Here is a 14,941-nt window from a genome sequence, read left to right on the forward strand (position 1 = left end):
ACTATGCACAAAGTTACGCAAATAGTAATCTGTGCAGCAGTACTATTAATCACACTCGCTATGATAAATGGAGAAACGTGGAAAGATAAAGTGAAACTTTAATCCGTGGGGGGTGTTCATCCCCCGCGGATTATTAGTTGAACCAATCGGGCGTTTACGGGCAGTTGATCTCCCCCTAACTTTTTTGTTCCATTCGACCTTTGAGGTGGGGTCTTACTGCCCGTTAATGCGGGATAAAATTGTTATTTCGCTAGCTGTTTTTATATTTACTGGATTTTCTCTAGTATGGAACACATTTATTATAAATTTTATGGAGAAATTCAATGGAAAAAGGAGTAAATAAATGCTACCTTTCAAGCGAATGAGAACTATATATTTAATAACAGTACCTATTATTGCACTACTCTCATTATTTTTTCCGCAGTCATTAGGAGATCGTATACTTACTTTCTTTTTTGTACTTGTTTTTGGCGGATTAGCAATTGGATTTACCTATTTAATGGACTTTATTGGAAAAACAAAAGATAAAAGGGAATGAAAATGAAGCTTTTACAAGTGGGAACAGTAGTAAAGTCCAAAGTTGTAGATTTGTAAAATTTGAGAAGACAGATAAGGAGTAGTAAGGTGATGAAGATTCCGAAAATTATAATGGTAATACTAGTTGTAATTTCAGTCGCTGTCGGGCTGATGGGGCCATATTCAATAAAAGAAAAGATTATATATACATTTGGTGTGATCTTTTGGGGAGCAATGGCGATAGGAGCAATTAATTTAATGGAGTATATTAAAAGGAGGATGAGTAAATGAAACTTAGATTGAAGGAGGAATAATAATTAGGATAAGAAACGGGATTATATGTTAGAGATAGTTATGGACTAGGTGGTACCATTAAGTTTGAGGATTAAGAGAGGAGCATATTATTATGCAGCCATTTAAGGTTGGAAAATATATTACATATGTCGCGATTGCTATATTTCTTGTAGTTGCTATTATGTCTCCGTATGAATTACCTAAAAAGGTTGGCTTTATTATAGGTGTTCTTATTTTAGGAGCATGTGCACTTGGTACTAATAAACTTTACGAACGGATGTATAGTAAACTTAATAATAAATAAGACTAATAAAATAGGGGGGAATTATCACAATAATTTTTCCCATGAAGAGCGATTTCAGGAAGAGTAGCCCACGCAGGTTGCTCTTTTTTGTGTACAAATAATCTAGGAAAAGAATACTAGGAATTGCTTCCGTCTCGTTATCAGCTATCTGTGCATTTAATAGTATTGATTAAAATTGCTTCTCTTGAGGAGGGGGAGTTTTCGGATTTTTAAGAGTATAAAAAATATTATTCTGTAAAATTAATTTTATATGGTAAAATATCCCCATATAAATATTTAAAAAGAGAATGGCTATGGGGGATATAAAAGTTACTCCTGAACAGTTGAGAAAAGTGGCAGGGATATTAGATCAACTATCACGAATACAACTGCAACACAGGAGCGACTAAAACGAGATATTGATATGATTTCTAGTAATTGGTTGGGCTCAACTTATATGAAATTTAATATGGATTTCCGCGATTCATCTTTTAAGATGGCGCAATTTATAACCATATTAGAGCCACTTGAGAAGTTTCTTCTTGATTCTGCTAATAAATTTGAGCAGGTAGATAATATGGATGTTGCTATTGCGATGGCTTCCACCATTTTAACGGGGATTATAAAACACTTACAGGTTCAACAAAAGTAAATACAGAGGATCGCTATCATATTAAAACAGAAGGGTCATTACTAGAGGGAGAATATGAACTTTCTGAGAATAGTAAGCTAGGGTTCAAAGCTGGGCATGCAGAGCTAGAGGTGGGACTTCCTTATAAATTTGATACGATAAAAGAAGATGTATTGACAGGGAAGATTCTTGGAGTGAAGGGCGGAGTTACAGGATTCGAGGATAGTCTTTCGTTTAAAAACCCTTATGTTTCAGAAATATCAGTAACACAAAAATTCATAGATGCTTCAGTTATATACGGGGTTGAGGATTATACGTTTAAAGATGATGCAGAAGTGACAATACAAAAATATGAAGCAAAGCTAGATAGAATTGATATTCCAAATATTATTCCATTTTTTAAAGATCACGATCTCGAAGTGCGAGCTGAATTTGGTTTGGGGACGTTTGGTTATAAGTTTCATGTAGGTCAAGAAACTGGTGCGTATGTTGGTGGTGGAAAAGTTGGTGGTGGTCTATTTGCAAAATTCAAAAAGCGTGGGGAAGAGGAATAAGAGAATGTTTAAATCGTCAAAAATTATTAAAATTGTTGGGTTTATAGCAATGGCTATTGCTAGTTTGTTTTTTCCTTTAGATTTAAAAGGGAAAATTATTATTTTCACTTTTATACTTGTATTAGGTGTAATGTCTCTTGGGACTACAAATTTATTAGAATACATCACTAATAAATTTAAAAAGAATAGAGATAATTAATGTACTTAAATAAGAAAGTATAATTGAGTAATTGCAAGTTTTATGGTAACTGCAGACATTAATATAAAAATTATAAATGTATTTGTAATACTTTTATTTGGTGTAATAGCTATGTGGTCTTAATTGCTTATTGAACACTTTTATCAAAAAATATATAAAGGGGAATGAATAAATGAAACTTTTACCAATCGGAACAGTAGTAAAACTAGAAGAGGTAGAACCGATTATTATGATCATTGGAAGAATGGTTGTATCAGCAGATAAACGTGATTTTGATTATGTGGGCGTTCCTTATCCAGTGGGCTATCTAGGTGATGAAAAAGTACTTTGTTTTAATCATGATAAGATTGTAGAGGAAATGCATAGAGGGTATATGACTGAGAGTGAATTAGTTCTACGTGAGAAATTATTAGAATTGTAGATTAGTTGAAAAATACATATAGATTTAAAAAATAAGATAGGGGAAATAAAATGGGGGAAATAATGAGAACCCTTGTAATCATTGGCATACTTATCCCTCCAGTACTGCTGTGGAGTGTACCTACAATGCCTCTAAATGATAAATTGCTGTTTACAGTTTTACAACTAACTGTAGGATTCAGTACGGTAATTGTATTAGAGATTATATTTAGAAATCGAAAAAAGAAAAGGGTAAAATAGAGATAGATTGCATGGAATATCAGTTGAAAATATATAACATGTATGACTAATAGCTTTACTTGGGGGTGGCCTACTGGTCGCCTCTTTTAACGTTATCTCCCTGGTAATGGAGGGCTGATTTTTTATTTAACAAAGAAAAAAGGAGCAATCAAGCATGTTTAAACAAGGGCGCATTTTAATGTGTATTTTTACCGCAGTGTTATTTTTTTCTTCCTTCTTCTTTCCGCAGCCAATGGGAAAAAGGGTTTTAACAGCTATTGTTGCTCTAATTATTGGTGGAGTAGGTATTGGAATTTCCTATTTATTAGAAAATTTCAGTAGCAAGTCGAAAAATATATCTAAATAAGAACAGAGAATAACGATAAAGCGTTCCTAATTGGTTCAGTTGTAAAGATAAAAGATTTAAATTGTTTTTTTATGTTATAGAAATTAACAAGAGTTAACAAGTAAATTCATAGTATATCATATAGTAACGACAAGCGGAGTACATGTGAATAGATATTAGTTATACGCAGAAGAGGCTACTTATAATAGGCAGCCTCTTCTGCGTGTATTATGCATTATTATCGATACATCGTCCACATCCCAATATCTTTAAACCCTAAAAGTTTATATATTCGTCCAGCAGCTGGATTGTTATAAAATAAGCAAAGCGTTCGGCCTTCTTTCGTAAAGTCTTGGATCATTTTCTGTAATATGAGCGAAGCATATCCATTCCCGCGATGATTCGGATGTGTGCAGACTCCAACAACCATAGCCGATAGTGAATTTTCAGCGGAAGTAGAAGCAGATACGATAATAGCACCGTCTTTTTCAATATAATATGTACGTCCTGTATTTGTTTCGAGAGTTTGTCTTAATATTTTCTCTGATTCATTAGCAACTGGAAATTCAGCAATGTCACTTCGTAATTTCATAATTCGTTCTATATCATCGAGTGAGGCAAGTTTAATTGTTTCATGAATTGGTGTGCTAGGTAAGTTGCTGTCATTTAGACATTCGCAAAAATACATTTCATTTTTGGCGCCTAGTTGTACACTTGGAGCAGTTTCAAATCTTTCTACAATAGTTGACTTGCCAGAGAGTTTAAGCGGCTTATATGCGGAAAGAAGTGCCTCATAGTCAGTAACCACAAACTCTTCTTTACTATACGGTATAAATGTATCGTGAAAGCGAAGTAAAATCGATTTTAATGTTCCATTCTCTTTATATACGCCCCATAATTCTTGAAAGTCTGTTTCATAACCGAAAGCTTCTAAATCCCCAATAATAAACAAGTTAAGGGCTGCTTCTTCTTTTAGGTAAGCGAATACTTGTTCATGATCTTTCTTTGTTAATTTTCTCATCATAAAAAATCGACCTCTTTTTTATTTTTCTAAATATTACAACTTAAGTTTTTTGAAATCAATATAAAATTTTATGTTTAGTTCACCAACTTTCGGAAAAACTAGGAAAGATATGACAAAGGAGGTTATGAACGGTGGATCATCCAATTCAAGGGTTAATGAAAGCGGCAATGGAAAATTTAAAAGAAATGGTCGATGTAAATACGATTGTTGGAGAGCCTGTTCAAACGGCTGACGGTGGTGTAGTGTTAACGGTTTCTAAAGTAGCGTTCGGTTTTGGAGCAGGAGGTTCTGATTTCCAAACGAATGATGGACAAAGAGCGAACGGTAACCCTGCATTTGGTGGCGGTAGCGCGGGTGGTGTTTCTATTACACCAGTAGCATTTCTAGTCGTGAATAAAGACGGGGTAAATATTCTTCATTTACAAAATGCGACACATTTAGCAGAAAAAATAATTGAATTAGCTCCACAAACAATTGATAAAATTCAATCGATGTTCCAAACAGATGAAAAGAAAGAGGGAAATCATCACCCTCAAAACCCAGATGAAATCCTTTAAAAATGCCTGCTCATAAGCAGGCGTTTTTTCTTGTAATCAGTATGTAATAAAACACATGAAATTGTAAATAGTTTTTGAAGTTTTTTCTATGTTTCTAAAATTTTTCATGTTAAAATATGCTATAGAATTGAAACATATAAAACGAAGGTGGCTAGGTGCTTTGTCTGGAGGATCTGACCAAGTAAACAATATGATATATATTAATGGTAATCGTCGGGGTCATTGTTTTATTACATCTGGAATTACGTTTAAAGAGTTTGCAAGTAACATCCCTTCACCGCTTCATCAAGTATTGCTTTTAAAGCATAATTTTGAGTGGACAGATTTTCATTATCATACTTTATTTGAATATGTTGAGGAAGAAAACATACATAAACTCATTCAAGCAGAGATTGATGAATTTGATGAATTTTGTTGGGTAGATTTCGATGATGCAAGCGATTTAGATGAGTTAGAGCCAAAAGAAATTGCAGAATTATTATATTTGGCTCACAAAAAAGAACCACTTGGAAGAACGTTCTTCCCATTGTTGAAGAATAGGTTCGTTTATTTTTCACATGATGACGGTTGGTACAACAAAGTGTATTACCGTAGAATCGGTGATTTTGTAGGAATGCTGAGTAAAGTGATTCCATATAAACTCGGTTCGTTTGGAAAGAAACGTTTTACTTTCTTCCAAAAATCAAAAATTTTCCCAGCAATTTCAAAGGAAGTTATCCTTGGGCTTATGCCGTTAATGGAAGATGGATTATACATTGATTTAGCGGGGAAAATTGAGTCGAGAAGAGGTCTTGAAATTCCGGTATATGTAGTAGGATCATTCGAAAGTACGGATGAGGTACTAGATAATATCGATGAATTGAAAGCGGAAGCAACAGAAACGGGTTGGCTCATTTTTGATAAGAAAGAACAAGAGTGGCAATGGGTTGTAGACTAAGAAAACTTGGCGCATGAAGTCAAGTTTTCTTGTCTTTTGAAAGGAGAACAAATGAAGAAATATTATACAATTGTGGGTATTGTAAGTATTATTCTCGTGGCAATATTACTTATAACTTGTCCGAAAGAATCAGATTTTAAATTGTATTTAGAGGATAAGTATGCATTGAAATGTGACGAGAGTAGCTTTGAATGCACGCAAAATGTAGATGAAAAAAAAGAGAAATTACAGTTTGAAAGTATTGATGCACGAAATGGTGTTTTCTTTATGACTGTAAAGCAAACGTATAAAACAGAAGCTGGTGTTACGAAAGAATATAGCGGAGTAGGTATATTCGGTACATTTCTTTTTGTTTCAGAGAAGACTTTCTAGTAATAGAAGGTCTTTTTTTTATGCTTATGTTCATATAGATGAAGTAAGACAAGCATAGGAGGGGTATTGATGAAGAAGGGATGTATCGTTTGTGGTGGTGAGGAGTTTTTTTCTTCAACATTATATGCACGTACGAAACAAGATTGGGCATATGCGCCAAACATGTACCGATTTGAAAAGGTGTTTATTGAGCATAGAGATGAAGAAAATTATCCAGTTTTTCAAGAAATTACAGCGAAGCATTGTTGTGGATGCGGTCATATCATGTTGTATCATGAATGAACACACCAAGTATAACTTGGTGTGTTTTTTTTAAAACGCTGACAAAGCAAGCGGATAGAGTAAAGTAAATAAAACAGAAAAACTACCAAAACCAATTGCGGTATATCCAAGTGTTCTCGCTCCAAAATTGACAGCTAATAAGCCAACTAAAATAGCAAGGGAGCCGAGTGTAACAGGATAAAAAGCAATGGAGAATAACGAAAGAAATAATGCGACATAGCCGATCATTGCACCGGTATTTGTACCTTCTATTTCATTTGCAATTTCTTTGCGCTCATGTCTAATCGGAATACCAGCCGGAGATATTTCAGCTGCATACTCTTCGTTTTTTTCACCACTTTTAAAATGATGATTTCTCTTTCTTCGCATGTACATCCCTCTCTTTCAATTGGGTGTATCTATAGTATCTTTCATAAGGAGCAGAACATGAGCATGAGTTAAACCCAAGTAAAGCAAAAATTGGAGAAAATAGATTCCGTTGTTATCCTGTTTATCCCGCTATTTGCCGTGCAGTAAGACCCCCGCCTCAAAATTCGGCTGGAGCAAAGAAGTTAGATGGGAGTCGGGCTGCCAGTAAAAGCCCGATTGGTTCAAATAATAATCAGTGGGGGACGAACAAACACCCCCACTGATTAAAGTTTCACTTTATCTCCTTATGAAGATAAACAGGGATTTTGGAACATGATGTAGAATGAAATGAATGATAATACGTGAAGGTAGGGGAATGTATGGCGAAGTTTAATTGGCATGAATCGGCAGAGAAAAAATGGGATAACAATGCAGAGTTTTGGAATCAAAATAGTCAAGAAATGTGGGATAGCGGGAGCAGGAGTACAATCATTCCATTTTTTGAGCAGTACGTGGAAAAGGAAGTACAAGTGTTAGATGTTGGCTGTGGTGATGGGTATGGTACATATAAATTAAGTCTTACTGGCTACAAAGCGGTTGGGGTGGACTTATCGGAAGTTATGATTCAAAAGGGTAAGGAGCGCGGAGAAGACCCAAACTTATCTTTTATAAAAGGTGATCTTTCTTCATTACCATTTGAAAATGAGAAATTTGAAGCAATTATGGCAATTAATTCTTTAGAATGGACCGAGGAGCCGTTGCGAGCATTAAATGAAATAAAGCGTGTTTTAAAGAAAGATGGATACGCATGTATTGCAATTTTAGGACCGACAGCAAAACCGAGAGAGAACAGTTATCCGCGCCTATATGGCAAAGACGTTGTTTGCAATACGATGATGCCTTGGGAATTTGAACAGTTAGCAAAAGAACAAGGATTTGAAGTTGTAGATGGTACTGGCGTATATAAGCGCGGAGTAAATGAGAAGATGTTAGGTCAGCTACCTACAGAGTTACAACAAGCGTTAACATTTTTATGGGTATTTATGTTAAAAAACGTATAACAAAATTGAAGGGTTTTAGGAGGTAAATAAGTGCAGAAAATACAAAAAACTGATACAATATCATCAGAATCAATTAAAGGGGGACTAGGGTATATGACAACTACTACAACAGTTAAATCTGATATTGAAATCGCACAAGAAGCAAGTATGAAGAAGATTCAAGAAATTGCAGCTAATTTAAATATTTTAGAAGAAGAACTAGAGCCATACGGACATTATAAAGGCAAGTTATCTCTTGATATTTTTAAGCGTTTACAAGATGAGAAAGACGGTAAAGTTGTTTTAGTAACAGCGATTAACCCAACTCCAGCAGGAGAAGGTAAATCAACAGTAACAGTTGGTTTAGGTCAAGCTTTTAATAAAATTGGTAAGAAAACAGTAATTGCACTTCGCGAACCATCTCTTGGACCAACAATGGGATTAAAAGGCGGAGCAGCAGGTGGCGGTTATTCTCAAGTAGTACCAATGGAAGATATTAACCTTCACTTTACTGGAGATATTCATGCGATTACAACTGCCAATAACGCATTAGCGGCGTTCATTGATAATCATATCCAACAAGGAAACACACTTGGAATTGATACGCGTAAAATCGTTTGGAAACGCTGTGTTGACTTAAATGATCGTGCCCTTCGTAACGTAGTAATTGGCCTTGGTGGACCGGTTCAAGGTGTACCACGTGAAGATGGTTTTGATATTACAGTAGCATCTGAAATTATGGCCGTATTCTGCCTTGCAACAGATATTCAAGATTTAAAATCACGTCTATCTCGCATTGTTGTCGCTTATAATTTTTCAAATCAACCTGTAACAGTTAAAGATTTAGGAGTAGAAGGAGCGTTAACACTTCTATTAAAAGATGCATTAAAACCGAACTTAGTACAAACATTAGAAAATACACCAGCTATCATTCATGGCGGACCATTTGCGAATATCGCTCACGGTTGTAACAGTGTTATCGCTACGACAATGGCAGCAAAATTAGGTGATTATGTTATTACAGAAGCTGGATTCGGTGCAGATTTAGGTGCCGAGAAGTTTTTAGATATTAAAGCACGTGCAGCTGGTATTAAACCAGAAGCGGTAGTTATTGTTGCGACTATTCGTGCGCTTAAAATGCACGGTGGTGTGGCGAGAGATCAATTAAAAGAAGAAAATGTAGATGCGTTAGCAAAAGGTATGGAGAACTTACAGAAGCATGTTGAAACAATTCAAAGCTTCGGTGTTCCTTTCGTAATTGCCATTAACAAATTCATTACTGATACAGATGCAGAAGTTGCATACTTACAAGAATGGTGCAATGAGCGTGGCTATGCAGTATCCTTAACAGAAGTTTGGGAGAAAGGTGGCCAAGGCGGAGTTGACCTTGCTGAGAAAGTGTTAAAAGAAATTGAAAAAGGTGAAAACAACTACGCACCACTTTATGAATTAGAATTACCATTAGAAGAAAAAATTCGTACAATTGCTCAAAAAGTGTACGGCGCAAAAGATATTGAATTTGCTCCGAAAGCACGTAAGCAATTAGCTCAATATGAGGGAGAAGGTTGGAGTAACCTACCGATTTGTATGGCGAAAACACAATACTCTCTTTCAGATGATGCAACAAAATTAGGTCGCCCATCTGACTTTATCGTTACAATTCGTGAATTAAAACCATCTATCGGTGCAGGGTTTATCGTTGCGTTAACAGGAACAATGTTAACAATGCCAGGCCTTCCAAAACAGCCAGCTGCGCTGCAAATGGATGTAAATGAAGATGGAAAAGCAGTAGGTTTATTCTAAAAGGTTGTAATTCATCTCGTTTATCTGTAAACTATATATACATCAAGTGGCGCCTTTCCATCGAAAGGCGCCTGTTTTTTGGAGGAAATTATGTTTGATCCAACTGCTTTTGAAAATTTAAAGGTAATTGTGGAAGGAGCTGTCTATGATTTCGATTTACACGGTGATATTCTCGTAACGGATCGAAAAGATGTGATGGACCTTGCTTCATTAAGTCGTATGTATAGTATTTCATTTCAACTAACAGAAACATTTAAAACGATGGTAGAGGCGACATTTTCACTATCTGTTGATGCAAAGAATTTATCAGGTGAAATATTAGAAGTACCTCAGTTTATACCAGGTTGTGAAATGAAGCTGGAATTCTCGTTCGAAATGGAGCAACCAGAGATAGGATGCGAAGAAATTGAAACTTTATTGCATTCTATATGGGGAAAAGAGCGAATGATTACGCAAAAAATTTCATACGAATATAATAAGCAAGCGATTTCATATCATAATAAGGTAGAGGTTCTATTTCAAAAATCGATTACAGAAGACCATGTTGATGATTTAATAGCTGTTATTTCACACATGATAGAAACGGTGCGAACAATACAACATTTTCTTCAAAAATAGAGATAAAGGAGAAAAACAAATGATAAAAGATATGCAACCATTTTTACAACAAGCTTGGGAAAAGGCTGGTTTTAAAGAATTTACTGAAATTCAAAAACAAGCGATTCCAACTATTTTAGAAGGACAAGACGTTATTGCTGAATCTCCAACTGGAACAGGAAAAACATTAGCGTACTTATTACCACTTTTACATAAAATTAATCCTGAAGTTAAACAACCTCAAGTTGTAATTTTAGCGCCAACTCGTGAACTTGTTATGCAAATTCATGAAGAGGTTCAAAAGTTTACAGCAGGAACGGATATTTCAGGTGCGTCTTTAATTGGTGGTGCGGATATTAAGCGCCAAGTTGAAAAATTAAAGAAACATCCGAGAGTTATTGTCGGTTCACCAGGACGTATTTTAGAGTTGATTCGCATGAAAAAATTAAAGATGCATGAAGTGAAAACGATTGTATTTGATGAGTTTGATCAAATTGTAAAACAAAAGATGATGGGTGCTGTACTTGATGTAATTAAATCAACGATGCGCGATCGTCAATTAGTGTTCTGCTCGGCGACAATAACAAAAGCTGCAGAAGATGCGGCACGTGATTTGACAGTTGAACCACAATTAGTACGTGTAACACGTTCAGAGGCACAGAGCCTAGTTGAACATACGTATATCGTTTGTGAGCGTCGTGAAAAAAATGATTATATTAGAAGAGTTATGCATATGGGAAATGTAAAAGCAGTTGCCTTCTTAAATGATCCATTCCGTTTAGATGAAATTACTCAAAAACTGAAGTTCCGTAAAATGAAAGCAGCAGCACTTCATGCAGAGGCAAGCAAACAAGAGCGTGAAGTAACGATGCGCGCGTTCCGTAGCGGGAAATTAGAAATATTACTTGCTACTGATATTGCAGCACGTGGATTAGATATCGATGATTTAACACACGTAATCCACTTAGAGTTACCAGACACAGTAGACCAATATATTCACCGCTCAGGACGTACTGGACGTATGGGCAAAGAAGGAACAGTTGTTTCTCTTGTAACAGAACAAGAAGAGCGTAAATTACTTCAATTTGCGAAAAAATTAGGTATCGTGTTTACGAAACAAGAAATGTTCAAAGGAACATTTGTAGAATCGAAACCACCAGCACCAAAGAAAAAGAAACCAGCTTTTACTGGTAAGAAAAAGCCTAGATAAATAATTGGGAAGACGTAACTATGCCTTCTGGTAAAGTGTTTAACTTTGCTGATAGTGAAGGGAATTACTTTGCAGTAATGGGAAAAAATAAATAATTATATAGTTATGTGAAAATCCCCCTCGTAAATAATGAGGGGGATTAAATATTTGAAGTCAATTTTTTATTAACGAGTTGTTCTATAAAAAATGTTCCTTTTTCAATTGCAGTCTCAATATAACCAACGATTTGATCAAATGAAAACACTTGTAAGTTTTCGTGCAAGTGTTGCTCAGGATATAGCATATCTTCAAAAATATATTGCCGAAAAGCTAAAACATTCTTTCTAGAAATCTCCTCTATATTCACAATGTTAGCCTCTTGATTAAGTAGGGCGAAGAGCTGCTGTTCTTTATCGTAATGATGCAACAATTGTGCGTTCAATAATTTAAAATCGTTATAGTACATAGGTGCGATAGTTTCGTCGTTTTCTATTCTGTTTTTAAGCCAAGGTAGAAAAAAGCCGCTTAGCCAATTATCATCGGCAATGAGGTGGGTATAATAACCTAAAATATAAGGGGAATCCAGATGATCTTCGTATTTATGAATAAATGAATCATAATCTATTCTTCTCGTATAGTTCTTCGTTGTACCAGCGTAAAAATGTGAAGTTCCTTTTTCTTTTTTTGAATGAACAGCATCAGGAGCTACACCACCAAGTAAGAAAGAAGTTTTATCTTGAATAGAAAGTTTCTCAGCAATACAGTTAGCGATAATGATATGCATAATTCGTGATCCCATGAATAACACCTCTATTTCATGTATTCATTTTAGGGAGCTGTCTGAACGTGTAGTATTACTTTCCCTGTACTTTGTCTACTTTCGACCCATTCATGTGCTTTCCCTGCATCTTGAAGGGGAAAAGATTTCGTAGCCTTAATTTGTAAACTTCCATCGCGTAAATAACGGAAAACTTCATTCGCAGTTTCTTGAAGCAATTCAGGACGTTTTTTCCGTGTAGTGCCAAAGCTGAAACCGAGTATAGAACGGCAACTTGCGTGTAAATCTTTCGTTTGAAAACTACCAACTTCTCCGCTAGCATTGCCGAAATGGACGAGGCGACCGTAATAAGCAAGGCAGTTTAAACTTCTTTCAGAAACAGTTCCAGAAATAGAATCTAAAACAATATTAACGCCTTCTCCGTGTGTAAGCTGATTTACCCTCTCTACAAAATCTTCATCTTGATGACAAATAACATAATCAGCGCCAGCATCTAAAGCAATTTTTCTTTTTGCTTCACTTCCGACAGTCCCGATTACTTTTTAGCCCCTAATAATTTTGCGAGTTGAATCGCGGTAGTACCAATTCCTCCAGCAGCTGCATGAATTAGAACAGATTCACCTTGTTGAATCCTTGCAACATTTGCGAGTAAATTATAGCTTGTAAAAGATACGATAGGGCAAGCGGCTGCAGTTTGGAAATTAACTTCATCAGGTAATACAAAAGTAAGATTTTCGTTCGCGACAACATATTCAGCGTAAGAGCCATTTTGAGGAAAAGTAATGACACGCTGGCCAGGATGAATGTTTTTTACATGAGAGCCTACGTGTTCTACAATACCAGCTGCATCTATCCCTGGAATAAAAGGTAAGGATTTGTTTCCTTTTTTGCCATAACGTGATTTAATATCGGCGAAATTAACACTAGTAGCAACAACGCGAATTAAAACTTGATTATCTGAAATTGTAGGAATATCCATGTCCGTATATTTCAACACTTCAGGACCACCGAATGAAGTTACAACGATAGCTTTCATATACATCCTCCTAAATTTGACTATATATATTATTTTAAATCTTCATTAGGAATTGGAAAATTATATAATTGTTATGCAGGGTTATAAGTGAAGCTTATGAAGTTATTGCATCATTATATTAATTTATTTGAAAAATCTTTGAAAGAAATCGAACGAAATATCGTTTGCTTGCCAATATATAGTGTAAGACAAAGGAGGGATGGTACATGAAAGATGAAACAGTGTATACAGATTTAATCCAATTAACTTTATCAGGCAATAAAGAAGCGTATAGCGAATTGTATGATAAAACGATTCAAGAAGTATATAAGACAGCACATTTTTTAATAGAGGATAAAGCAGATATAGATGATGTCGTTCAGGAAATATACATACAGCTATATGAATCGCTTCGTAAATATGATAGTGAGAAGCCATTTCGTCCATGGTTAATTGGACTTGCGATTAAACAAATCCATTCTTATAGAAGAAAGAGGTGGATGCGACTGCGAATTGTAAAAAAAGCAGAAGAGCAAAGAAAACCAGTAGAAATTGATTTTTCTAGCGATGTTGTAAGTAAAATATCAAACCAAAAATTAATTGAACTCATTCATAAATTACCATATAAATTGAAACAAGTTATTATCTTAAGATACTTACACGATTACTCACAAGAAGAAGTAGCACAAATATTACATATTCCAATCGGTACCGTGAAATCTAGAATTCATGCGGCCTTAAAGAAACTACGTCAAAAAGAGCAAGTAGAAGAAATCTTTTTAGGAGAGGTAGGGAATGTGAAATGAGCTTAGATTGTAGAGTTAGAGAATCTATACAAGAAGAAGCGAAGGGGATTATTGCCCCGCCGGAGTTAAAAGAAAAAGTAATTGTTCAAATAAAAATGAAGAGCGGGGGAAGTAAAAGGAAGAAGCGCCTTATCGCAGGAGTGCTTGCAGCCGCATTTTTAATCCCGACGACTGGTTTTGCTTATCAATCTATTATGGCAGATGGTATATACGGATCTTTTGAAAACTTAAAGAAGCATGCCGGAAGTTTAACATTAGAAGGATACATGCGCTTTAGTGCGAAATTGTCACAAGCGGAAAATGAAATGGGTGCAAAAGAATATGAAGAGTTTACAAAAGAACTAAAGAAATTAACGAATGCAAAGCTTGAGTACGGGGATTCGAACGGTAATATTGATTATGATCAATTATCACCAGCTAAAAAAGAGGAAATGAAAAAGGTAGAAATGGAACTTCAGCCGTATTTTGATAAATTAAATGGCCATAAATCTAGTAAAGAAGTATTAACTTCAGAAGAGTATGAACAATATATGGAAGCGTTAATGTCATATCAAACTGTATTAGTAAAAGCGAAATCGAGTGGTGGGATAACAGTAGAAGAAGTACCTGAAGCTTATAAAGAAAGATTTATTAAAGCAGAACAGTTTATGGAGTATGTAGATGAAAAGGTGAGATAAGTAAAAAAGCTCATAGCTTAAGCTGTGAGCTTTTCTTATTGAAACGTAAATATA

At 35.3% G+C, this 14,941-nt stretch carries 20 protein-coding genes and 3 pseudogenes; 19 read left to right on the forward strand and 4 right to left on the reverse strand.

From position 1 onward, the window contains the following. The first annotated feature begins 343 nt into the window (after window positions 1–343). The 8 genes and pseudogenes from NSQ08_RS08885 (at window position 344) to NSQ08_RS08920 (ending at window position 3,483) form a co-directional block, all read left to right on the forward strand. Entirely contained in the window at window positions 344–538 is a 195-nt protein-coding gene (locus tag NSQ08_RS08885) for a hypothetical protein (RefSeq protein ID WP_088007896.1), read from the forward strand. Window positions 539–627: 89 nt separating this feature from the next. Further along, a complete protein-coding gene (locus NSQ08_RS08890; RefSeq protein WP_000701193.1) occupies window positions 628–807 on the forward strand; it encodes a hypothetical protein in 180 nt (59 codons plus the stop codon). 115 nt (window positions 808–922) lie between these two features. Next, window positions 923–1,114 carry a hypothetical protein gene (locus tag NSQ08_RS08895; protein WP_001182258.1) on the forward strand — a complete coding sequence of 64 codons (192 nt, stop codon included), beginning with the start codon at window positions 923–925 and terminating at the stop codon, window positions 1,112–1,114. Window positions 1,115–1,407: 293 nt separating this feature from the next. After that, a pseudogene (locus NSQ08_RS08900) lies at window positions 1,408–2,278 on the forward strand (WXG100 family type VII secretion target). 4 nt (window positions 2,279–2,282) lie between these two features. Next, entirely contained in the window at window positions 2,283–2,477 is a 195-nt protein-coding gene (locus NSQ08_RS08905; RefSeq protein WP_000477204.1) for a hypothetical protein, read from the forward strand. Between the two features lie 172 nt (window positions 2,478–2,649). Beyond that, window positions 2,650–2,898: a DUF4176 domain-containing protein gene (locus NSQ08_RS08910; protein ID WP_000771626.1), complete on the forward strand. Its 249-nt coding sequence runs from the start codon at window positions 2,650–2,652 to the stop codon at window positions 2,896–2,898. A 50-nt stretch (window positions 2,899–2,948) separates the two neighbouring features. Beyond that, a complete protein-coding gene (locus NSQ08_RS08915) occupies window positions 2,949–3,137 on the forward strand; it encodes a hypothetical protein (protein WP_097809117.1) in 189 nt (62 codons plus the stop codon). 154 nt (window positions 3,138–3,291) lie between these two features. Beyond that, window positions 3,292–3,483: a hypothetical protein gene (locus NSQ08_RS08920; protein WP_000476179.1), complete on the forward strand. Its 192-nt coding sequence runs from the start codon at window positions 3,292–3,294 to the stop codon at window positions 3,481–3,483. 217 nt (window positions 3,484–3,700) lie between these two features. Here the strand turns inward: NSQ08_RS08920 and NSQ08_RS08925 are convergent, their stop codons facing one another. Further along, window positions 3,701–4,486 carry a GNAT family N-acetyltransferase gene (locus NSQ08_RS08925; RefSeq protein ID WP_340773655.1) on the reverse strand — a complete coding sequence of 262 codons (786 nt, stop codon included), beginning with the start codon at window positions 4,484–4,486 and terminating at the stop codon, window positions 3,701–3,703. A gap of 131 nt (window positions 4,487–4,617) precedes the next feature. Between NSQ08_RS08925 and ytfJ the strand changes: the two genes are divergently transcribed. The 4 genes from ytfJ (at window position 4,618) to NSQ08_RS08945 (ending at window position 6,634) form a co-directional block, all read left to right on the forward strand. Next, a complete protein-coding gene (gene ytfJ, locus NSQ08_RS08930) occupies window positions 4,618–5,043 on the forward strand; it encodes a GerW family sporulation protein (RefSeq protein WP_002127061.1) in 426 nt (141 codons plus the stop codon). 160 nt (window positions 5,044–5,203) lie between these two features. After that, the gene (locus NSQ08_RS08935) at window positions 5,204–5,980 is read left to right on the forward strand and encodes a hypothetical protein (RefSeq protein ID WP_002085994.1); all 777 of its coding nucleotides are present in this window, start codon (window positions 5,204–5,206) and stop codon (window positions 5,978–5,980) included. Between the two features lie 51 nt (window positions 5,981–6,031). Then, the gene (locus tag NSQ08_RS08940) at window positions 6,032–6,352 is read left to right on the forward strand and encodes a hypothetical protein (RefSeq protein ID WP_002118741.1); all 321 of its coding nucleotides are present in this window, start codon (window positions 6,032–6,034) and stop codon (window positions 6,350–6,352) included. Between the two features lie 69 nt (window positions 6,353–6,421). Beyond that, the gene (locus NSQ08_RS08945) at window positions 6,422–6,634 is read left to right on the forward strand and encodes a hypothetical protein (protein WP_002012518.1); all 213 of its coding nucleotides are present in this window, start codon (window positions 6,422–6,424) and stop codon (window positions 6,632–6,634) included. 30 nt (window positions 6,635–6,664) lie between these two features. Here NSQ08_RS08945 and NSQ08_RS08950 read toward each other — a convergent pair whose 3' ends face one another. Then, window positions 6,665–7,003, reverse strand: a complete 339-nt coding sequence (locus NSQ08_RS08950; protein ID WP_001253195.1) for a hypothetical protein — start codon at window positions 7,001–7,003, stop codon at window positions 6,665–6,667. 359 nt (window positions 7,004–7,362) lie between these two features. On the opposite strand from NSQ08_RS08950, the gene NSQ08_RS08955 reads away from it, so the two are divergent. From NSQ08_RS08955 to NSQ08_RS08975, 5 genes and pseudogenes are all read left to right on the forward strand, one after another. After that, entirely contained in the window at window positions 7,363–8,043 is a 681-nt protein-coding gene (locus NSQ08_RS08955; protein ID WP_002085991.1) for a class I SAM-dependent methyltransferase, read from the forward strand. 93 nt (window positions 8,044–8,136) lie between these two features. Further along, the gene (locus tag NSQ08_RS08960) at window positions 8,137–9,825 is read left to right on the forward strand and encodes a formate--tetrahydrofolate ligase (RefSeq protein WP_002031556.1); all 1,689 of its coding nucleotides are present in this window, start codon (window positions 8,137–8,139) and stop codon (window positions 9,823–9,825) included. Window positions 9,826–9,915: 90 nt separating this feature from the next. After that, window positions 9,916–10,443, forward strand: a complete 528-nt coding sequence (locus NSQ08_RS08965; protein WP_002065080.1) for a hypothetical protein — start codon at window positions 9,916–9,918, stop codon at window positions 10,441–10,443. A 19-nt stretch (window positions 10,444–10,462) separates the two neighbouring features. Continuing rightward, the gene (locus tag NSQ08_RS08970) at window positions 10,463–11,632 is read left to right on the forward strand and encodes a DEAD/DEAH box helicase (RefSeq protein WP_002012513.1); all 1,170 of its coding nucleotides are present in this window, start codon (window positions 10,463–10,465) and stop codon (window positions 11,630–11,632) included. Window positions 11,633–11,640: 8 nt separating this feature from the next. Then, a pseudogene (locus tag NSQ08_RS08975) lies at window positions 11,641–11,727 on the forward strand (VOC family protein); the annotation flags it as partial. A gap of 44 nt (window positions 11,728–11,771) precedes the next feature. Here the strand turns inward: NSQ08_RS08975 and NSQ08_RS08980 are convergent. Next, window positions 11,772–12,410 (reverse strand): zinc dependent phospholipase C family protein, encoded by a 639-nt coding sequence (locus NSQ08_RS08980; protein ID WP_105589731.1) that lies wholly within the window; start codon window positions 12,408–12,410, stop codon window positions 11,772–11,774. A 29-nt stretch (window positions 12,411–12,439) separates the two neighbouring features. After that, window positions 12,440–13,425: pseudogene (locus NSQ08_RS08985) on the reverse strand (quinone oxidoreductase family protein). Between the two features lie 206 nt (window positions 13,426–13,631). Between NSQ08_RS08985 and NSQ08_RS08990 the strand changes: the two are divergent. Both NSQ08_RS08990 and NSQ08_RS08995 read left to right on the forward strand, forming a co-directional pair. Next, window positions 13,632–14,210 (forward strand): sigma-70 family RNA polymerase sigma factor, encoded by a 579-nt coding sequence (locus NSQ08_RS08990; protein WP_002031567.1) that lies wholly within the window; start codon window positions 13,632–13,634, stop codon window positions 14,208–14,210. Next, window positions 14,207–14,887 carry a DUF3600 domain-containing protein gene (locus NSQ08_RS08995; protein ID WP_105589732.1) on the forward strand — a complete coding sequence of 227 codons (681 nt, stop codon included), beginning with the start codon at window positions 14,207–14,209 and terminating at the stop codon, window positions 14,885–14,887. Before NSQ08_RS08990 ends, NSQ08_RS08995 begins: the two co-directional genes overlap by 4 nt. Window positions 14,888–14,941 lie beyond the last annotated feature (54 nt).

The organism is Bacillus sp. FSL E2-8887, assembly GCF_038007205.1.
In the GTDB taxonomy this organism is placed as follows: domain Bacteria; phylum Bacillota; class Bacilli; order Bacillales; family Bacillaceae_G; genus Bacillus_A; species Bacillus_A mycoides.

Bases quoted from the DNA above. Each gene is read 5' to 3' on its own strand.
- NSQ08_RS08885 (WP_088007896.1), top strand. From the start codon at position 344: ATGCTACCTTTCAAGCGAATGAGAACTATATATTTAATAACAGTACCT.
- NSQ08_RS08890 (WP_000701193.1), top strand. From the start codon at position 628: ATGAAGATTCCGAAAATTATAATGGTAATACTAGTTGTAATTTCAGTC.
- NSQ08_RS08895 (WP_001182258.1), top strand. From the start codon at position 923: ATGCAGCCATTTAAGGTTGGAAAATATATTACATATGTCGCGATTGCT.
- NSQ08_RS08905 (WP_000477204.1), top strand. From the start codon at position 2,283: ATGTTTAAATCGTCAAAAATTATTAAAATTGTTGGGTTTATAGCAATG.
- NSQ08_RS08910 (WP_000771626.1), top strand. From the start codon at position 2,650: ATGAAACTTTTACCAATCGGAACAGTAGTAAAACTAGAAGAGGTAGAA.
- NSQ08_RS08915 (WP_097809117.1), top strand. From the start codon at position 2,949: ATGGGGGAAATAATGAGAACCCTTGTAATCATTGGCATACTTATCCCT.
- NSQ08_RS08920 (WP_000476179.1), top strand. From the start codon at position 3,292: ATGTTTAAACAAGGGCGCATTTTAATGTGTATTTTTACCGCAGTGTTA.
- NSQ08_RS08925 (WP_340773655.1), bottom strand. From the start codon at position 4,486: ATGATGAGAAAATTAACAAAGAAAGATCATGAACAAGTATTCGCTTAC.
- NSQ08_RS08940 (WP_002118741.1), top strand. From the start codon at position 6,032: ATGAAGAAATATTATACAATTGTGGGTATTGTAAGTATTATTCTCGTG.
- NSQ08_RS08945 (WP_002012518.1), top strand. From the start codon at position 6,422: ATGAAGAAGGGATGTATCGTTTGTGGTGGTGAGGAGTTTTTTTCTTCA.
- NSQ08_RS08950 (WP_001253195.1), bottom strand. From the start codon at position 7,003: ATGCGAAGAAAGAGAAATCATCATTTTAAAAGTGGTGAAAAAAACGAA.
- NSQ08_RS08955 (WP_002085991.1), top strand. From the start codon at position 7,363: ATGGCGAAGTTTAATTGGCATGAATCGGCAGAGAAAAAATGGGATAAC.
- NSQ08_RS08960 (WP_002031556.1), top strand. From the start codon at position 8,137: ATGACAACTACTACAACAGTTAAATCTGATATTGAAATCGCACAAGAA.
- NSQ08_RS08965 (WP_002065080.1), top strand. From the start codon at position 9,916: ATGTTTGATCCAACTGCTTTTGAAAATTTAAAGGTAATTGTGGAAGGA.
- NSQ08_RS08970 (WP_002012513.1), top strand. From the start codon at position 10,463: ATGATAAAAGATATGCAACCATTTTTACAACAAGCTTGGGAAAAGGCT.
- NSQ08_RS08980 (WP_105589731.1), bottom strand. From the start codon at position 12,410: ATGGGATCACGAATTATGCATATCATTATCGCTAACTGTATTGCTGAG.
- NSQ08_RS08990 (WP_002031567.1), top strand. From the start codon at position 13,632: ATGAAAGATGAAACAGTGTATACAGATTTAATCCAATTAACTTTATCA.
- NSQ08_RS08995 (WP_105589732.1), top strand. From the start codon at position 14,207: ATGAGCTTAGATTGTAGAGTTAGAGAATCTATACAAGAAGAAGCGAAG.